The following is a 14,848-nucleotide window of genomic DNA, read 5'->3' on the forward strand; positions in this document are numbered from 1 at the left end:
CTATCCTCATTCATTCGTGCCGGGCCCCTTAAATTCCTGCTTTGTATAGAAAGAAAATAGAAGCTCTTTAAGCCGCTTCTTCCTTATTCGTTTCTTTCTTGATTAGCTCAAGCTGGCGCCGAACCGGTATGTAGAAGAGTAGCCCGATGGCAAAATGAAAAAGCATCGTCGGCAGCATGTGATTCAAAATCGCCCAGCTATAAGGTTCTTGATTAAGATTAAATACACTATAGATACCAAATAGTATACTATCCCCAAGTAGACTTCCAAGCAGAACCACAGTCATCATAAGGGGCAGCGGAGCACGTGGAATCTGAAATAAAAGGCCGATTAAATAAGCCGACAATCCCATCGCAAAAGAGTGTGCTCCAAGAATTCTGCCGTAAAAAACGACATCATGCAGCATTCCAAAACATAATCCCAATATAAGTGCTGTATGCCGATGATGATATATAGTCACGAACAATAACACTACAAAAACCAAATTCGGAATGATTCGCATCTGCCACACATCTGGAATCAGCCAAGGTAAGATGGTTCCCTCCACAATAAATAAGAGGAACAGTATCAGAATAAGAACTGATCTGCGCATATTCACTATTCAGCACGCTCCTCCGTAAACACAACAATCAAATGCTTCCAGTCCTGAAATTCTGCTGAAGGCTTTATCACTGCTGTGGAGGTTAATCCAAATTCACCAACATCGACGCTTTCAACTGTGCCTATTGTCAACCCCCTTGGATACAAGCCTCCAATACCGGAAGACAGAATAGTATCCTCCGCTGCAATAGGATCACCCGGTGGAATCTTGGTCATCAGCAGTCTGTTCGTCTCTGGATTATAACTCTCAATCATCCCAAAGGACTTACCCTCTTTATTAAAGGCAGTTGCCGCAATAGGCGGCTGGGAATTAGGATCATTAGTGTCCATCATGGTCATCAGTTTCACAGTAGAAGTGAAATTGCTAACTTGACTGATAACACCTACCAGACCATCGGTTGAAATAACAGACATATTAGGTCTGACACCATCTTTGGAGCCTAAATCAATTACAATGGTGCTGTTGCTTGGTTCTGTAGTCTGGCTAATTACTTGCGCAATACGATATTCATACTTATACAAATTCTTCTGTTCTTTAGTGAATTGCCATTTTTTTTCCAAGTCTTCATTCTGTACTTTAATAAAATTATACTGGGCTTTATCACGTGCATACTGGGCAGCCATAATTTTAAGCTGTTCATTTTCTTTAGCAAGATCACTCAGATTTCCAATATCTTCAAACAAGCCCGCTACATATCCAGCGGGCTTGTAGAACATTTTTTGCACGAAACCAGTCGAATCTCTGAGAAAGTTCTCCGGCCAGGACAAGCCTTTCCTTGTTGCCAAGCTGAAGCCCATTACCACAATGAACAGCACCAGTGTAATCAACAGAATAAACAGACGTTTATTGCTTAAGAGTTTAAACAGTTTCAACACCCTCTAACAACAGTATTTCTCCCATAACAGGGGTTGACTTACACAAGTGGTAGAACATCATCTTATCTCTTCGAACGAAGACTGGATCCGCTGCGGCTCTTGAACAAATGAATGTTCTCAAGTGCCTTACCGGTTCCAATAGCTACACAGTCCAGTGGATTCTCAGCAACAATAACCGGCATTCCCGTCTCACGTGCAAGCAGCTTATCCAAGTTGCGAAGCAAAGCTCCCCCACCTGTCAAAACAATTCCACGATCCATAATATCTGCTGCAAGCTCTGGCGGACATTTTTCCAACGTTACTTTAACAGCTTCAATAATAGCATTCACTGTGTCAGACAAAGCTTCACAGATTTCATCAGAAGTAATTGTAAGTGTTTTTGGCAGACCTGTTACGAGATCACGGCCGCGAATTTCCATGGTTTCAGCCTTTTCAAGAGGAAGGGCAGAGCCAACATCCATTTTGAGCTGCTCCGAAGTACGTTCACCGATCATCAGATTGTATTGACGTTTGATGTATTGAATGATGGACTCATCCGCTTCATCACCTGCAACACGCACTGAACGGCTAGTAACAATACCGCCGAGCGAGATTACAGCAACTTCAGTTGTACCTCCACCGATATCTACAACCATACTACCTGTAGGCTCCCATACTGGCAGATCCGCGCCGATAGCAGCAGCAAAAGGCTCTTCGATAATGTAAGCTTCACGAGCTCCAGCTTGTTTGGTAGCATCTTCTACCGCACGTTGCTCTACAGCAGTAATGCCAGATGGCACGCAGACCATTACATTAGGGTGACGCTGGAACATAGAACGCTGTTTCTGTGCTTGACGAATAAAATATTTAATCATCGTAGCCGTTGTATCAAAATCAGCGATAACGCCATCTTTCATCGGACGGATCGCACGGATATTTCCAGGTGTACGACCGATCATTTTTTTGGCGGATTCACCCACAGCTTCAATCGTCTTAGTATCAGTGTTAATGGCTACAACGGAAGGCTCTCTTACAACAACACCCTTACCGCGTACGTAGACAAGCGTATTCGCTGTCCCCAAGTCAATTCCTAAATCTTTTGTGAAACCACCCAACATGCTAATTTCTCCTTTTCCTAAGTAAATCTACATTTATATTACATATGTCCTTTTTCTTTCAAGCTTACGAAACTGCTATCTCCGATAATTAGATGGTCCAGCACATCTATTCCGATAATCTCACCTGCCTGAAGCAATCTAGCAGTTAGGGAAATATCTTCTGGACTAGGTGTTGGATCACCACTAGGATGATTGTGCGCGCATATAATAGAGGCGCTACTGCATTTTATAGCTGCTCTGAATACCTCACGAGGATGAACGATCGAAGCATTCAGGCTGCCCATGGACAATGTTTCTTGTCCAATCACATGATTCTTCGTGTTCAGAAACAGACAGACAAAATGCTCCTTTTGCAAATAACGCAATTGCTCAGTCAGAATCTCAGCAGCGTCCCCAGGACAGCGGATAATGACCGGCATATTGAACCTGGAATTCGCAAGGCGCCTTCCCAGTTCGATGCCTGCTTTTAGTTGTACGGCCTTGGCAGGACCGATACCGTTGATTTTGGTCAGTTCTTCGATGCTAAGGTCAACTAGCCCACGCAGGCCACCGATCTTCCCCAGCATCTGCTGTGCAATATGAATAGCCGACTCGCGGCGTGTTCCCGTACGCAGCAGAATGGCTAACAACTCCGCTTGACTTAATGATTCCGCCCCATAATGCATCATGCGCTCTCTAGGTCGTTCTTCATGGGGGAGGTCCCGCAGCATAATTGGTTGCGACTCCATCCCTATCCCTCTTTCCCCAGGCTTCCTACCGGCTCAATACAGTTATACCGAACTCGGATAGCATTTCGCCAAGAAGCGACAAAGGCAATCCGACTACATTGAAATAACAGCCTTCAATTCGTTCCACCAAAATGGACCCAAGCCCTTGTATCGCATAAGAGCCAGCCTTATCAGCGGGCTCTCCCGTAGCTATATAAGCAGCAATTTCCTCTTCAGTCATTGCCCTCATCGTTACGGAAGTAACACGGTGCTCCACTATAGTCTTCCCATTCGGGAGTCCGAGGCAGGCTACACCCGTGTATACCTTATGAGTTTGGCCCTGAAGTCTGGTAAGCATCGCTTTGCTGTCCAGCTTGTCCACCGGTTTGCCTAGCACAGTATTATCTAGTACAACAATTGTGTCGCTTCCTATAATGACTGCGTTACGCTCTCCGGCTGTAGCTACTACGGCTTCTGCTTTTCGCAAAGCTAGACTGCGCACGATTCTCTCCGGCGTCCAATCCGGCGGTGTGCTCTCATCAGCTTCGCTGGTAATGACCTCAAAGGGTAAACCCAGTAAGGATAACAGCTCACGTCGACGCGGTGAACCTGAGGCTAGAATAATGAGTGGTGAGTTGTCCACGTTGTAAACGTCCCTTCTTGCTCAGTAACGAGAGTTACAGTCTGCGGTACAGCCATACAGCTGTAATAATACCGGCGAGACTAAGCATGCACAATTTCAAATGAATAGTGATGTCATAGGTTATGATGTCTAAATCGGCTCGCGGAGACCATTTGAGCACAGTCGATGTTGTTAGAAAAGACAGAGCCTTTACGGGCTGCAGCAGCTTGGCGATCCAGGCTCCAGCCAGCCAGCCTAGAATTAGAAATAACAGCAGTGTTCCTACATTTTTCTTCTTCATCTCAGTCTTCCCTCGCCATTTTTTGACACCCTAATTATTATACGGTGAAACGGTGATCAATACAAACGTAAAATCCCCTACGGTAATGTTTACCACCTTTTGCCCTAAAAGTTGCGGAACGATACCCTTCTCCGAAAAAAACAACAAGCCCCCAATTCCCCGGAGACTTGTTGTTATTTTGAATCCGCAATCCAAGCATTCAATTCATAGCAGACAGCAGCTGTTTTTGGCTGGTCAAGAAGCTCAGCATGGATTCCTGCACTTCCCAAAGCAGGGCTTGCGCCTTGTTCTTGTTATATTCACTCAGTGCTGAAATTCCTTGGCTCATAGATTTCTCTAGCGCTGCGCAAATGCTTTTGGCTTCAGGCGTTATGCCTTGCTCCAGAGCTTTAACAGCTTCACTCCATTGGAGATGAAGATCACTCACAGCTGAGGTATTAGCTGCCGCATCCGTTTGTCCGCCACTGAGTAAAGAAGCGGATTGACTGCTTAGTTCACTGAGCAACTGTCCACTCACCGCAAAATAACTATTCACAGCCTCCGCATTTCCGGCAAATCCTAATCGTTCCACTCCGGGAAGATCCACCTCTCTTACATAAAGCTCAATCCCTTGATTCTTCAGTCCACTGCTGAGCAGCTTAGCTTGTTCACGGTCAGAGGACATTCCGGCATATACACGATTTCCGTCAGCAGGGTCCAAGCCTGCAGCCAAGCCAGCGTCCAACAGCTCTTGTCTAGCTTGTTCCGCGCCTGCCGGCGTACTGAATACGCCATACTGCAGCAGGTAGTAGCTTTGCGCAGCCACTTGAACAGGAATACTGTTTTTGCCGGCATCATCTGTGCCCGTAACCGGCAATCCCGAGGTTCCTACACCTGCTGGATCATTAGCTCCGGAAGTCTGCCCTGAAGTAGCCAATGTATCTGTTATCCCGGTTCCTGAACTACTGTCCATGTTTCCTCCATAAAAAAAGGAAAGCGCCGCATACCCAAGCAGTAGACCTGTGCCGATGGCCCCCACCACAGACAGGGATAATTTCCACCAATACGATGGGCGACGAGTATGATATGAGCCCCCATAACCTCCCGTATAAACCTCTGCTGATTTATCTCTATCATCCAGTACCAAATCTGAGAGCAGATACGATTGCTGCGTATTTCTGAAATCTCTATCCTGTTCGTCCCATTCTTGCTGGCGTGGATCTACAGTTCCTGAGTAATAGTCGTAAGCATCCTCCGGCGGTGCCTCACGCATAGAGCGTAGATCAGGTTCTTGCACCCAAGTATGCTGCTGTGCTGGACCGACCTCCTTGCGCAGCTCCTCTGCATATTCTTCAGCTGTACCCAGTCCGCCACTGGACCAGCGCTCCACTACCTGCGGTTTTGGCTTAGGCTCGTCCTTATTCACGTCAAATCGGAATGTCATTCTTCCGTTATTCAACAGTAACACCTCACCTCATCTAATCTATATGGAAATATATGATAGACAATAGAGAGATATGCTATTTTTATAGCCAAATGAATAATGAAAGTTATACGGATTCAGTTTACATTACATGTAACTTTTATATACTATATAAAAAGAGCTAAAAGTGTGCACTATACTAGTTAAGCTAGAAATAGGATTTTAGTTCATTACAGTTTAGGAGGGCTTTTTCTGAAACAAAAAATTCAAGCAGCAATTGTGGGCTACGGTAATTTAGGAAAAGGTGTACGTAAGGCTATTAACCAAAGTGAAGATATCGAGCTGGTTGCGATCTTTACGCGCAGAGAGCCTGGACAACTGGAAGCCGGTGAAACCGGTGTGAAATTCGAGCATATCTCTGCCGTCGAACAATATAAGGGAAAAGTAGATGCTATGATTCTGTGCGGAGGATCGGCTACCGATCTGCCAGAACAGACACCAGCTATTGCCCGGATGTTTAATACCGTGGACAGCTTTGACACTCATGCCAAAATCCCTGAGTTCTTTGCGACCGTTGATGCCGCAGCTAAACAAGGCGGAACACTCAGCGTAATTTCTACGGGCTGGGATCCAGGCCTGTTCTCCATGAACCGTCTGCTAGCTGAAGCTATTCTGCCACAAGGTAAAGAATATACTTTCTGGGGTAAAGGCGTCAGCCAAGGTCACTCCGATGCCATTCGCAGAGTAGAAGGCGTTAAAGGTGGCGTACAATATACTGTTCCAGTACAAGAGGTTATCGAGGCCATCCGTGCGGGTGAAACACCAGAACTTACTACTCGTGAAAAACATCTTAGAGAGTGTTTTGTAGTAGCTGAGGCTGGTGCAGATCAAGAGCGCATTCGCGAAGAAATCGTGAATATGCCGAACTATTTTGCAGATTATGATACTACGGTTACTTTCATCAATGAAGAAGAACTGGCAGCTCAGCATAGCGGTATTCCGCACGGCGGGTTTGTTATTCGCAGTGGTGTAACAGGAGAAGGCACGAAACAAATTGTTGAATTTGGCCTGAAGCTGGAGAGCAATCCTGAATTTACAGCTAGTGTGCTTGTGGCTTATGCCAGAGCTGCTCAGCGTATGAGTCAAGAAGGTCAAAGCGGAGCGCGTACTGTTTTCGATATTCCACTTGGGATGTTGTCTCCGAAATCACCAGAAGAACTGCGCCGCAACTTGCTCTAAAATCCTGTCAACAAATAACCCGCGTAGGACTTTTAATGGTCCTCGCGGGTTATTTGTTGTCCAGAGCAGCAAGCCTCATGTCTGACAACCCTCTATACAAGACTAAGAATCTTACTCTTAACATGATTCATTTCGTAATTTTTCAACAAAGTCTCATGCGCACGATCCGCAATAATGGCGCCAAGCTCAGGATTTTTCAGTAAATTCAATACACTTCCAACAATCTCAACCGAGGTATTAGCCAACAAAATATTTCGGTTATGCTCACAATTCAGCTTCTCACACATGATAGAGCTAGTAACCACCGGCGTTTTGAGCGCCCAGGATTCCAGTATATTTCTAGAAACTTCGCAGCCTTCAAGGATAGGCACCAAAACAGCTTTAGAACGTCGTATGTATTCAGCGGAGGAATTAACTGGTCCAGTGACTATGACCGATTCATCTTCCTTAATCAAAGTCATGACCTCCGGGTGAACCTCTGAGCTGATAATATAACTTTTGATATCGGGCACTTGCTCCTTAATCATGGGATAGGTTTTTTTAAAGAATACTCGGGCTGCATCTATTCCCAGTCTCATATTCATATTCCAGTGCAGCACAATTAAATTTTCTTTAGTCACAGGCTCTGCAAAAGTCTCATACTCATTCATCTTGATGAAGTGAGGGACAACATGAACCTTACGGGCATCAGCAAATGATAGAGATTTGAACGCTAGTGCATCCCATTCCGAGGTTGCTAAAAGTAGACCCGTTTTATTCATTAATCGCCGTTTATTCCTACGATCCCATGCAGCATTGAGTTTATTATACGGATTATTCCTGCTTAACTTCCCAGTCTCTCCGGCAGATCCTCCGCTTCCGTTTGCAAAACTATAGGTATCTGTGATCACACTGGCTTCTGGAAGCAGGTTCCGCACCATATCAATACATTTTCCCAGTAGGACATGCGATATAAATACATGCTTATAATTATTTGAACGGCAAAGCTCCAAAATAGTGTTTTTCATATCTTTATCTATATGACTCAAATTTGAGAAATTCCGCAATTTATGTAAGGGGCGCAGCATTGGCCTCCAGGTCGTATAATCTTCATTAATGTTATGAACCGTAAGTGCCGTCCGCTCCTTTATAGACACGGTTTGATTGGCACTACCGTACGTCAGCAAATCTATATCAAATTTCCCAAGCAAAATCTCGAGAATACTCCCTGTTCTCATTTCTCCTTCTAAATCCTCTGCGGTTTGATTCTGGGCTGATAGGAACAGCATTCTTTCTCGCATGACTCTGGCTCCTTGTATTTTGTAATAAAAACCCCCATCTACTAACTGAAACTTTAGATGCAGTTCAATAGTAACTCATTTCACTTAAAAGTTTTGTCGATTTATAGGAGAAGTCTAAAATTTTTTAAGTTTTTTTCTGAGTTTCCAGAAATCCATCACGATTTCCCCTTATAAAACGCCGCCTTTTCTGAAAAATAGACTCAAAACCCCTTTTTCACGGCATACATAATCATGAATTGCTCAATTTATAGAGTTTGAAACGTTAGGTAATATGTACTACGCCTCTTTGCATACAAAAAAAGCGTCTCCCTCGCTTATTGTCGAATGGAAGACACTTTAGATGTCGTAGCTTCTAACTACACAGTTCCGGCCCTTTTTCTTAGCCTGATACAATGCAGTGTCACTAAGTTTGTAAAGAGTGTTCAATGAGTATCGTTCACCTGAATCCACCGTGATGATGCCAACACTTATCGTGTAATGCAAGGGTACACCATGAATGACCGCCCCTGTAACGGCTGTGCGCATCCGCTCTGCAATCATATCACTGTTTTGTTCATCGGCTCTATGCAGCAGCACAGTGAACTCCTCACCACCGAATCTTCCGAACAGATCACCATTGCCAAGCTGCTGTTTTATTTTATGAGCCAGATCCTTTAGAACGTGGTCGCCGGTATTGTGGCCGTAGGTATCGTTTATGCGTTTAAAGTGATCCACATCCAGCAGTAAAAAAGAATACGGCAGCTTCTTCATTGCTGAGGCAGCTATTAAAGGCCGGGCGCGCTGTACAAAGGATCTGCGATTCAAAATACCTGTCAACACATCATAAGTGGCCACCCGTTCCAATTCTGTAAAGGAATCCTCCCTATAAAGCAGCATGATGCCTGCAGTTCCTAAGAACATAAGCAAATAAATCCCCAGATAAAAAAATATCTGCAGCCAGTGAGAGGTCTGAGCATTCCATCCTAACATCAAATAAAACGGTTCAAGTCCCTTGCTAACCAGCGCTAAAATTACAACAAAGTACAACAATCCTATGGTTCGCTGGAGAGAGGTTTCTCTAATCTTCACAGCTAATATGTAAGCAGGCAAAGCTATGATCATAATCCCAAATAGACAAGTTGCAGCCATAACGAACCGCTCATCTGGCATAATTAAATGCAGTAGCACTATGATGACAATGGATACTCCGAACAGGATCGTATAATATCGTTCAATCCTACTCCCAAAAACTCTGAGAAGCATCAGAAGCGCTAAGCTTTCCAGCGTACCTCCAGCTAGAGCAAGCAGCATACTGATAGGAATGGGAAGTCGTGAGTCTGTGAAATCATTCAGCAAAAGGAGAATTAAAGCTGCCAGCTGCAAATATTTTGCCGTGACAAAGAAGGTAGAAGTCCGTTCCTGCGCGTAACGCAAACGATAGACGACAATAAGTAATACCGTAAAGGATTGCCACATAAAGAGGCAGACCAGCAGTGTCTTGAGATCCAGATGCATGTTAGTGAATTTCACCCCCTGTATTCTCCAAGCTCAATAAATATAATTGTATCTGACCACTCGGTTTCTTCCTTCTTGTTTGGCTTGGTATAACGCTTTATCACTCAGCTTGTACAACTTATTTATCCAGATCTCCTGATCCGGCATGATTGTAATTACACCTATACTAACTGTATAGCCTTGTAAGAGTTTTTGTGGAGGTGTCTTCATTACTGCCTTTCGTAACACTTCAGCTTTCCGGTCACAGCTAGCTTCATCCAGCCCGCAAAGGATAACTGCAAATTCCTCGCCGCCAAGCCTGCCGAATAAATCGCTGTTTTCGAGGTTGTCCTTAATCGTCAATGCGAATTCTTCCAGAACCACATCGCCGGTATCATGGCCGTATGTATCATTGATTTCTTTGAAATGATCCAAATCCAGCAGCATAAACGAAAAGTACTCTTGCTCAGCAACTGCCTTCTCAAGCCGTACCTCAGCTTCCTCAAGAAATGCTCCACGGTTAAGGATTCCAGTCAGATCATCGTAGCTAGCGATTCGTTTCAGTTTTACAAAGGAATGCTCGTTAGAAAGTAGAATAAAGCCTGCGGCTCCCACAATCAACAATAAATACATCCCCAGGTAATATAAATACTGCGAAAGATTAGTTGTGAACACGTTCATCTCTGGCTCCCAGATCAATGCAACAATCGCGCGGAGCAGCATAATCCCTGCAAAAGCGTAAAACAATATTCCGAGTATCTTCTGAAGAGGGGTGCCTTTGGGGTTCACCGTGAGGTGGTAAGCTGGATAGACAATAAACAGTATCGACCATAATGAGGTACAGGCTATGCGCCAGCTGGAATGATGAAAGAAGATCGCTACAATACTAAAAGTAATCGAACTAAGTATGGAAAGCGTTATGTAATACAACTTTATCCGCTGACCAAGGATTCCCATCATCAGCAATAAAGCAATAATCTCCAGACAGCAGCCTAAAAGAATCAAAGCGTTGCTAAGTGGAATGGATAAAGCGCGGGGGATATGACCCCATAATAATAATGAACACCAGAAGAGCAGCTGCACCGCCTTTGAGCGTATGAATAAGGTGGATGCCCTGTCTTTAGGAGCGCTCCTCCGGTAATTGGTTATCAGCAGCAATATAAATAGATTTCCAAAAATAAATAAATACACTAACGTTTTGATATCAAGCTGGGAGTCCATGAGTCACCACCTACACGGAAAAATTGATCCTCTACTGACAGCACTATAGCACTCAATGGCTAGTTCAGCAAATACCCTATTTATTTCATTTTTTAGAATGTACATACACCGCTTAAGTATACAAAAAAGCACTTCCCCCTGCACGGAGCTCGGGGGAAGTGCTTTTGTAGCTCTATTTCAATTTACATTTTTAAAAATGCGTCATCTAACCATTGAATACGTTTGGTTAACCAATTTATAAAATAATCCACCTCTGAATCATACGTAATCCGATCTTGCCAACCATCGGGGTTAGGCCATATGTCCATTCCCAGAACTGGCCATTTCTCAAAATTATATCTCTGAGAAAGTTCTAGTGTTGAGCTAGTTTGATTAATTAAACTAAACATAGCAGGTAGTTGATTACCTTTGATCTCTGTCCATCGTTCTTTTACACGTTGAACAAATTTCGGATCTTCGAAAAATCTGGATATCCACTCTGCATTTTTAATATAAAATTGTTCAGGGTCGTCACAATCAGCATAGTTTATATTTCCCCCACCAATGTCAAAATCCCAGAGCGGCCCCATTGATAGTTTTCCGCCTTTGTCTTTGTAGAAATAAACACTAGTTCCAAAAGCAGCATCTGCATTCTTAAAAATCTCATTGATTAAGTACCAATCGATGACAGAATCAACATCAAAATACTTATTATATCCCGTTGATATATCCGTAAAATGATCACTGTACAATGCTTTTTCAGCTTCCTCAAAATAAGTACTGATATAACTTAATTGTTGTGAATTAATCTTATTTGATTTTGGCTTTTTTATGGCAAAAACATTTTCACCAGCGATTCGTGTTGTCTGAAAATAGTTATCATCTACATCCAATCTATTTAACCAGTCTTTCTCAATCAAATATCCACCAGTTATCGACTCTTCAGATGTATCATTTGCACTCAGTTTATTAATATTTAAACGTGATTTTGATATATCTATTTTTTCCCCTATGAGATAATTCCCTAGGTATTCTCCATTTAGGAATAGATCTACATACCTCATTCTTGGGCTATACTTCATACCTATCATTTCGCCAAGATTATATGCCGTATAATTTCGCAAGAGTGTCTTATCCGCATAATTAGCAATAAGTACCCAATCTTCATCTTTTGGCATATTTAGGACGGGAGCTGAATTCGTTATAGAAACTGCATATGATTTTTTAGGCATATTCCAAGAACTGTTTCCTCTGCCCTTAATCGTGATAGCGCCATCGTACAATCCTACTCCATAGGTTTGAGTGCTTCCATCAACGATCTTCATAGCTGCGTCAATTTTATTTTCTTTATCAAGAATTGCCTGGTTAGCCTCCGTGGTAATAATTACTGCTGGCAATCCCGACTCTAATACTTCCACAATGAGCAGATAGCTATTTACTTCTTTTCCTTCTTCAGTAACAGTTATCTCCTGTTTAGATTGGAGTTTAACTGCTTGACCTTCAGTTATTGGTATCCCATCAATAGCTAAGGTTCCGTTCGTAGTAACGAAGTTAATAATCCCATCTTCAAGCTTTGTTGACCTTGGTACAAGCAAATTAACCTGCCCCTTGGAGTTGTCAATAGAAGCTTTATATCCATTGTATACAAAACTCTTCAGGGAACCCTCAAGTTTTGCTTTTACAGTGACGTTGAAAACTTTAGATGTCAAAACCTCTTCTTTGGATATCGTAGCGGTTAATGTAACCGTTGCGTCAGGTTCTCCAAACTCTGGTCTTGTCACTTTACCCTTGGCAGAGATCACATTAGTATTATCTGAGTGCCAAATAATCAAAGTATTATTTAATCCTTTTGTAGGTAAATAAACATCTCCGGTTACTGAACTTATATCTCCTAAATCCAAGGCTTCTTTAGCGGCAAGAAGATCACTTGAAATAGTGTCAAACCGAATGGATTTTACGATAATCACAAAATCTTTTGTGACTTGAATGTTACCTTTTGTAAGCGTCGCGTTCAAGACAACATCCCTATCCACTGATTCTAACCTGTAAATATGACCACTCTCGCTAACAATCTCTGGATTTTGAGAGGTCCAGACAATACTAATACCATCCTGGGTCATAGTTGGCAAAATCAAATTCTGCGTAACCTGACTAGTATCTCCTAAGGTGAATACCAGCTTTGCCTCCTGTAAGGCAAGACGATCATCTTCATCCACTTCTACTTGTTGTTTAGCTTTAATAATCACTTCAAACTGCTTGTTAACTGAAAATCCCCCTTTGACTATCGTAGCCGTTAATAAAACGCTAACATCAGGTTCTCCTAACCCAGGACGACTGATAGTACCGTTAGCTTGTAAAACTTCAGGATTAGAAGAATTCCACGATATAGTAGTTTCATTTAAGCCTTTAGAGGGTAATACTAAATTGCTCATGACATTTTCTGAGTCAATTTCAAGTAACAATGCTGATTTAGCTTGTAAAACATCCTCTTCATCTGGATCAACAATACTTTCTGACCCTCCTCCACTACCACTACCACTACCACTACCACTACCACTACCACTACCACTACCACTATCGCTACCACCACCACTGGCTCCGCCCACTACAGCGCCAGTATTAAGTTGCGTATTTTTCAGGGTTGGGGTTATACCCTCTAGCAATTCCAGTTTCTTCGGTGTAAACTCAAATGATACATTATTAACTTCGACCTTCGCATAATCTATCTCGCCTTCACCAGATAAATTAATTCCTGCTTTGATAAGCATCTTCGAAATTGTAGTACCTTTATCAAGAATAAGAATATAAGGAAGTTTATTAGGAGAGCTTAAGGGATTAATAACTTCTAAATGATCTATATTTCCGTTAGTAAAATTCACTCTCGTATTAACTGAAGCTAGCTCGACCTTTTTATAATTTCCAGCCAACTTGATTAAATGATCTGCTGCATTGTTTACAACCTTGATATTATCAATGTTTCCATTATCGGACTGTATAATTGCCCCACTGTAAAGCTCTCCACTAGGGATATGTGTACTCCCTGTAGTCAAAACTCTAACCTTACCGTTTTGTTTTGCAACCGACAGTTTACCCTCTACAGTAGAATCATTGAGCTTAATGCTGTTTTCTCCACCGCCCCGTACATATATATCCCCTTTAATAGTTACGTGATCCAAAGTAACATCACCTGCACCAATTCCTTCAACAAGATACAGATCACCCTGAATTGTCGTATTACTAAATGTAACGTTAGGGGTATTCACCACTACGTTATTTTTGTACATCGTGCTATAAGTTCCTTCTTTTGTAATTATTTCTCCGGATATATTATTTAATATCGTCAGTGCCTCTGCAAAGGTAACTTGGTCACCTGGTCTTAAGGTTTTATCAGGAAAACCAGAGAGAAATCCTTTATTTACAGCATATGTAAGATTGTCATAGGCATAGGGAGCAATTTTTTTATAATCCACAAATTTTTTAAGCGAATTCTGATCTGCTTCACTATACTGAAAATCAAACGCTTTACTGATTAATGTCATCGCTTCTTGACGTGTTACTTTTTGTTCCGCTCCAGCCTCTAACTGACCTTTTGAATTCATAATGCCTTTTAAATATCCAGCATTAACAGCTTTCTCAACATCCTTTTGATACCACGCATTAATAGGGATGTCCACAAATTCAGTAGATGTTGTATCTTCATAACCAAAAACATTGTTTATCAATGCAATTAATTCTCCACGTGTGACTCGCTGATCAGGTGAAATCGAGATATTCTCATTAATATCTAGCAATCCCTTTTCATTCCATGTGGCGATGGTTTGAGCTGCCCAGTGTTGTCTTTCAACAGTGTTTTTTGCTAATGCTGGCATTGAATACGTAAAAATAAGTAATAAACAAAGCATACCTATAAAATATTTGTGTTTCTTTGGGGCTATCATTCTGTATTCTCCTTTTCCTTATATCATTACTATTACTATACAAGACTATTGGTATATACTATAGGTTTTTTTTACCATATTAAATAAGTACATATTCTTTTCATACATATAAA

General features: G+C 42.3%; 12 protein-coding genes. 1 reads left to right on the top strand and 11 read right to left on the bottom strand.

What is annotated here, in order from left to right:
- Positions 1–67: 67 nt before the first annotated feature.
- From mreD to NST58_RS26220, 7 genes are all read right to left on the bottom strand, one after another.
- Positions 68–598 carry a rod shape-determining protein MreD gene (gene mreD / locus NST58_RS26190; protein ID WP_081386380.1) on the bottom strand — a complete coding sequence of 177 codons (531 nt, stop codon included), beginning with the start codon at positions 596–598 and terminating at the stop codon, positions 68–70.
- Positions 598–1,476, bottom strand: a complete 879-nt coding sequence (gene mreC, locus NST58_RS26195) for a rod shape-determining protein MreC (RefSeq protein WP_076305453.1) — start codon at positions 1,474–1,476, stop codon at positions 598–600. Before mreC ends, mreD begins: the two co-directional genes overlap by 1 nt.
- A 62-nt stretch (positions 1,477–1,538) precedes the next feature.
- Entirely contained in the window at positions 1,539–2,573 is a 1,035-nt protein-coding gene (locus NST58_RS26200) for a rod shape-determining protein (protein WP_036685150.1), read from the bottom strand.
- A 38-nt stretch (positions 2,574–2,611) separates the two neighbouring features.
- A complete protein-coding gene (radC, locus tag NST58_RS26205) occupies positions 2,612–3,301 on the bottom strand; it encodes a DNA repair protein RadC (protein WP_036685147.1) in 690 nt (229 codons plus the stop codon).
- Between the two features lie 25 nt (positions 3,302–3,326).
- Positions 3,327–3,923, bottom strand: a complete 597-nt coding sequence (locus NST58_RS26210) for a Maf family protein (RefSeq protein ID WP_339244622.1) — start codon at positions 3,921–3,923, stop codon at positions 3,327–3,329.
- 34 nt (positions 3,924–3,957) lie between these two features.
- Positions 3,958–4,203, bottom strand: coding sequence for a DUF4321 domain-containing protein (locus tag NST58_RS26215; protein WP_036685144.1), 246 nt, complete (start codon positions 4,201–4,203; stop codon positions 3,958–3,960).
- Between the two features lie 199 nt (positions 4,204–4,402).
- The gene (locus NST58_RS26220; protein WP_339244626.1) at positions 4,403–5,641 is read right to left on the bottom strand and encodes an SPOR domain-containing protein; all 1,239 of its coding nucleotides are present in this window, start codon (positions 5,639–5,641) and stop codon (positions 4,403–4,405) included.
- A gap of 216 nt (positions 5,642–5,857) precedes the next feature.
- On the opposite strand from NST58_RS26220, the gene NST58_RS26225 reads away from it, so the two are divergent.
- A complete protein-coding gene (locus tag NST58_RS26225) occupies positions 5,858–6,844 on the top strand; it encodes a diaminopimelate dehydrogenase (RefSeq protein ID WP_339248802.1) in 987 nt (328 codons plus the stop codon).
- Between the two features lie 92 nt (positions 6,845–6,936).
- On the opposite strand, the gene NST58_RS26230 is transcribed toward NST58_RS26225, so the two are convergent.
- The 4 genes from NST58_RS26230 to NST58_RS26245 all read right to left on the bottom strand — a co-directional run bounded on the left by NST58_RS26230 (position 6,937) and on the right by NST58_RS26245 (position 14,735).
- Positions 6,937–8,124 carry a glycosyltransferase gene (locus tag NST58_RS26230; protein ID WP_076218581.1) on the bottom strand — a complete coding sequence of 396 codons (1,188 nt, stop codon included), beginning with the start codon at positions 8,122–8,124 and terminating at the stop codon, positions 6,937–6,939.
- Between the two features lie 336 nt (positions 8,125–8,460).
- Entirely contained in the window at positions 8,461–9,633 is a 1,173-nt protein-coding gene (locus NST58_RS26235) for a GGDEF domain-containing protein (RefSeq protein ID WP_143761943.1), read from the bottom strand.
- Between the two features lie 18 nt (positions 9,634–9,651).
- Positions 9,652–10,818, bottom strand: coding sequence for a GGDEF domain-containing protein (locus NST58_RS26240; RefSeq protein WP_076221057.1), 1,167 nt, complete (start codon positions 10,816–10,818; stop codon positions 9,652–9,654).
- A gap of 182 nt (positions 10,819–11,000) precedes the next feature.
- The gene (locus tag NST58_RS26245) at positions 11,001–14,735 is read right to left on the bottom strand and encodes an immunoglobulin-like domain-containing protein (protein ID WP_339244631.1); all 3,735 of its coding nucleotides are present in this window, start codon (positions 14,733–14,735) and stop codon (positions 11,001–11,003) included.
- Between the last annotated feature and the right edge of the window lie 113 nt (positions 14,736–14,848).

The sequence above is a fragment of the Paenibacillus sp. FSL R10-2796 genome (genome assembly GCF_037965315.1).
Lineage (GTDB): Bacteria > Bacillota > Bacilli > Paenibacillales > Paenibacillaceae > Paenibacillus_AQ > Paenibacillus_AQ odorifer.

Excerpts from the sequence above, each read along its gene's own strand:
- NST58_RS26215 (WP_036685144.1), bottom strand. The coding sequence starts at position 4,203 with ATGAAGAAGAAAAATGTAGGAACACTGCTGTTATTTCTAATTCTAGGC.
- NST58_RS26245 (WP_339244631.1), bottom strand. The coding sequence starts at position 14,735 with ATGATAGCCCCAAAGAAACACAAATATTTTATAGGTATGCTTTGTTTA.
- NST58_RS26230 (WP_076218581.1), bottom strand. The coding sequence starts at position 8,124 with ATGCGAGAAAGAATGCTGTTCCTATCAGCCCAGAATCAAACCGCAGAG.
- radC (WP_036685147.1), bottom strand. The coding sequence starts at position 3,301 with ATGGAGTCGCAACCAATTATGCTGCGGGACCTCCCCCATGAAGAACGA.
- NST58_RS26200 (WP_036685150.1), bottom strand. The coding sequence starts at position 2,573 with ATGTTGGGTGGTTTCACAAAAGATTTAGGAATTGACTTGGGGACAGCG.
- NST58_RS26240 (WP_076221057.1), bottom strand. The coding sequence starts at position 10,818 with ATGGACTCCCAGCTTGATATCAAAACGTTAGTGTATTTATTTATTTTT.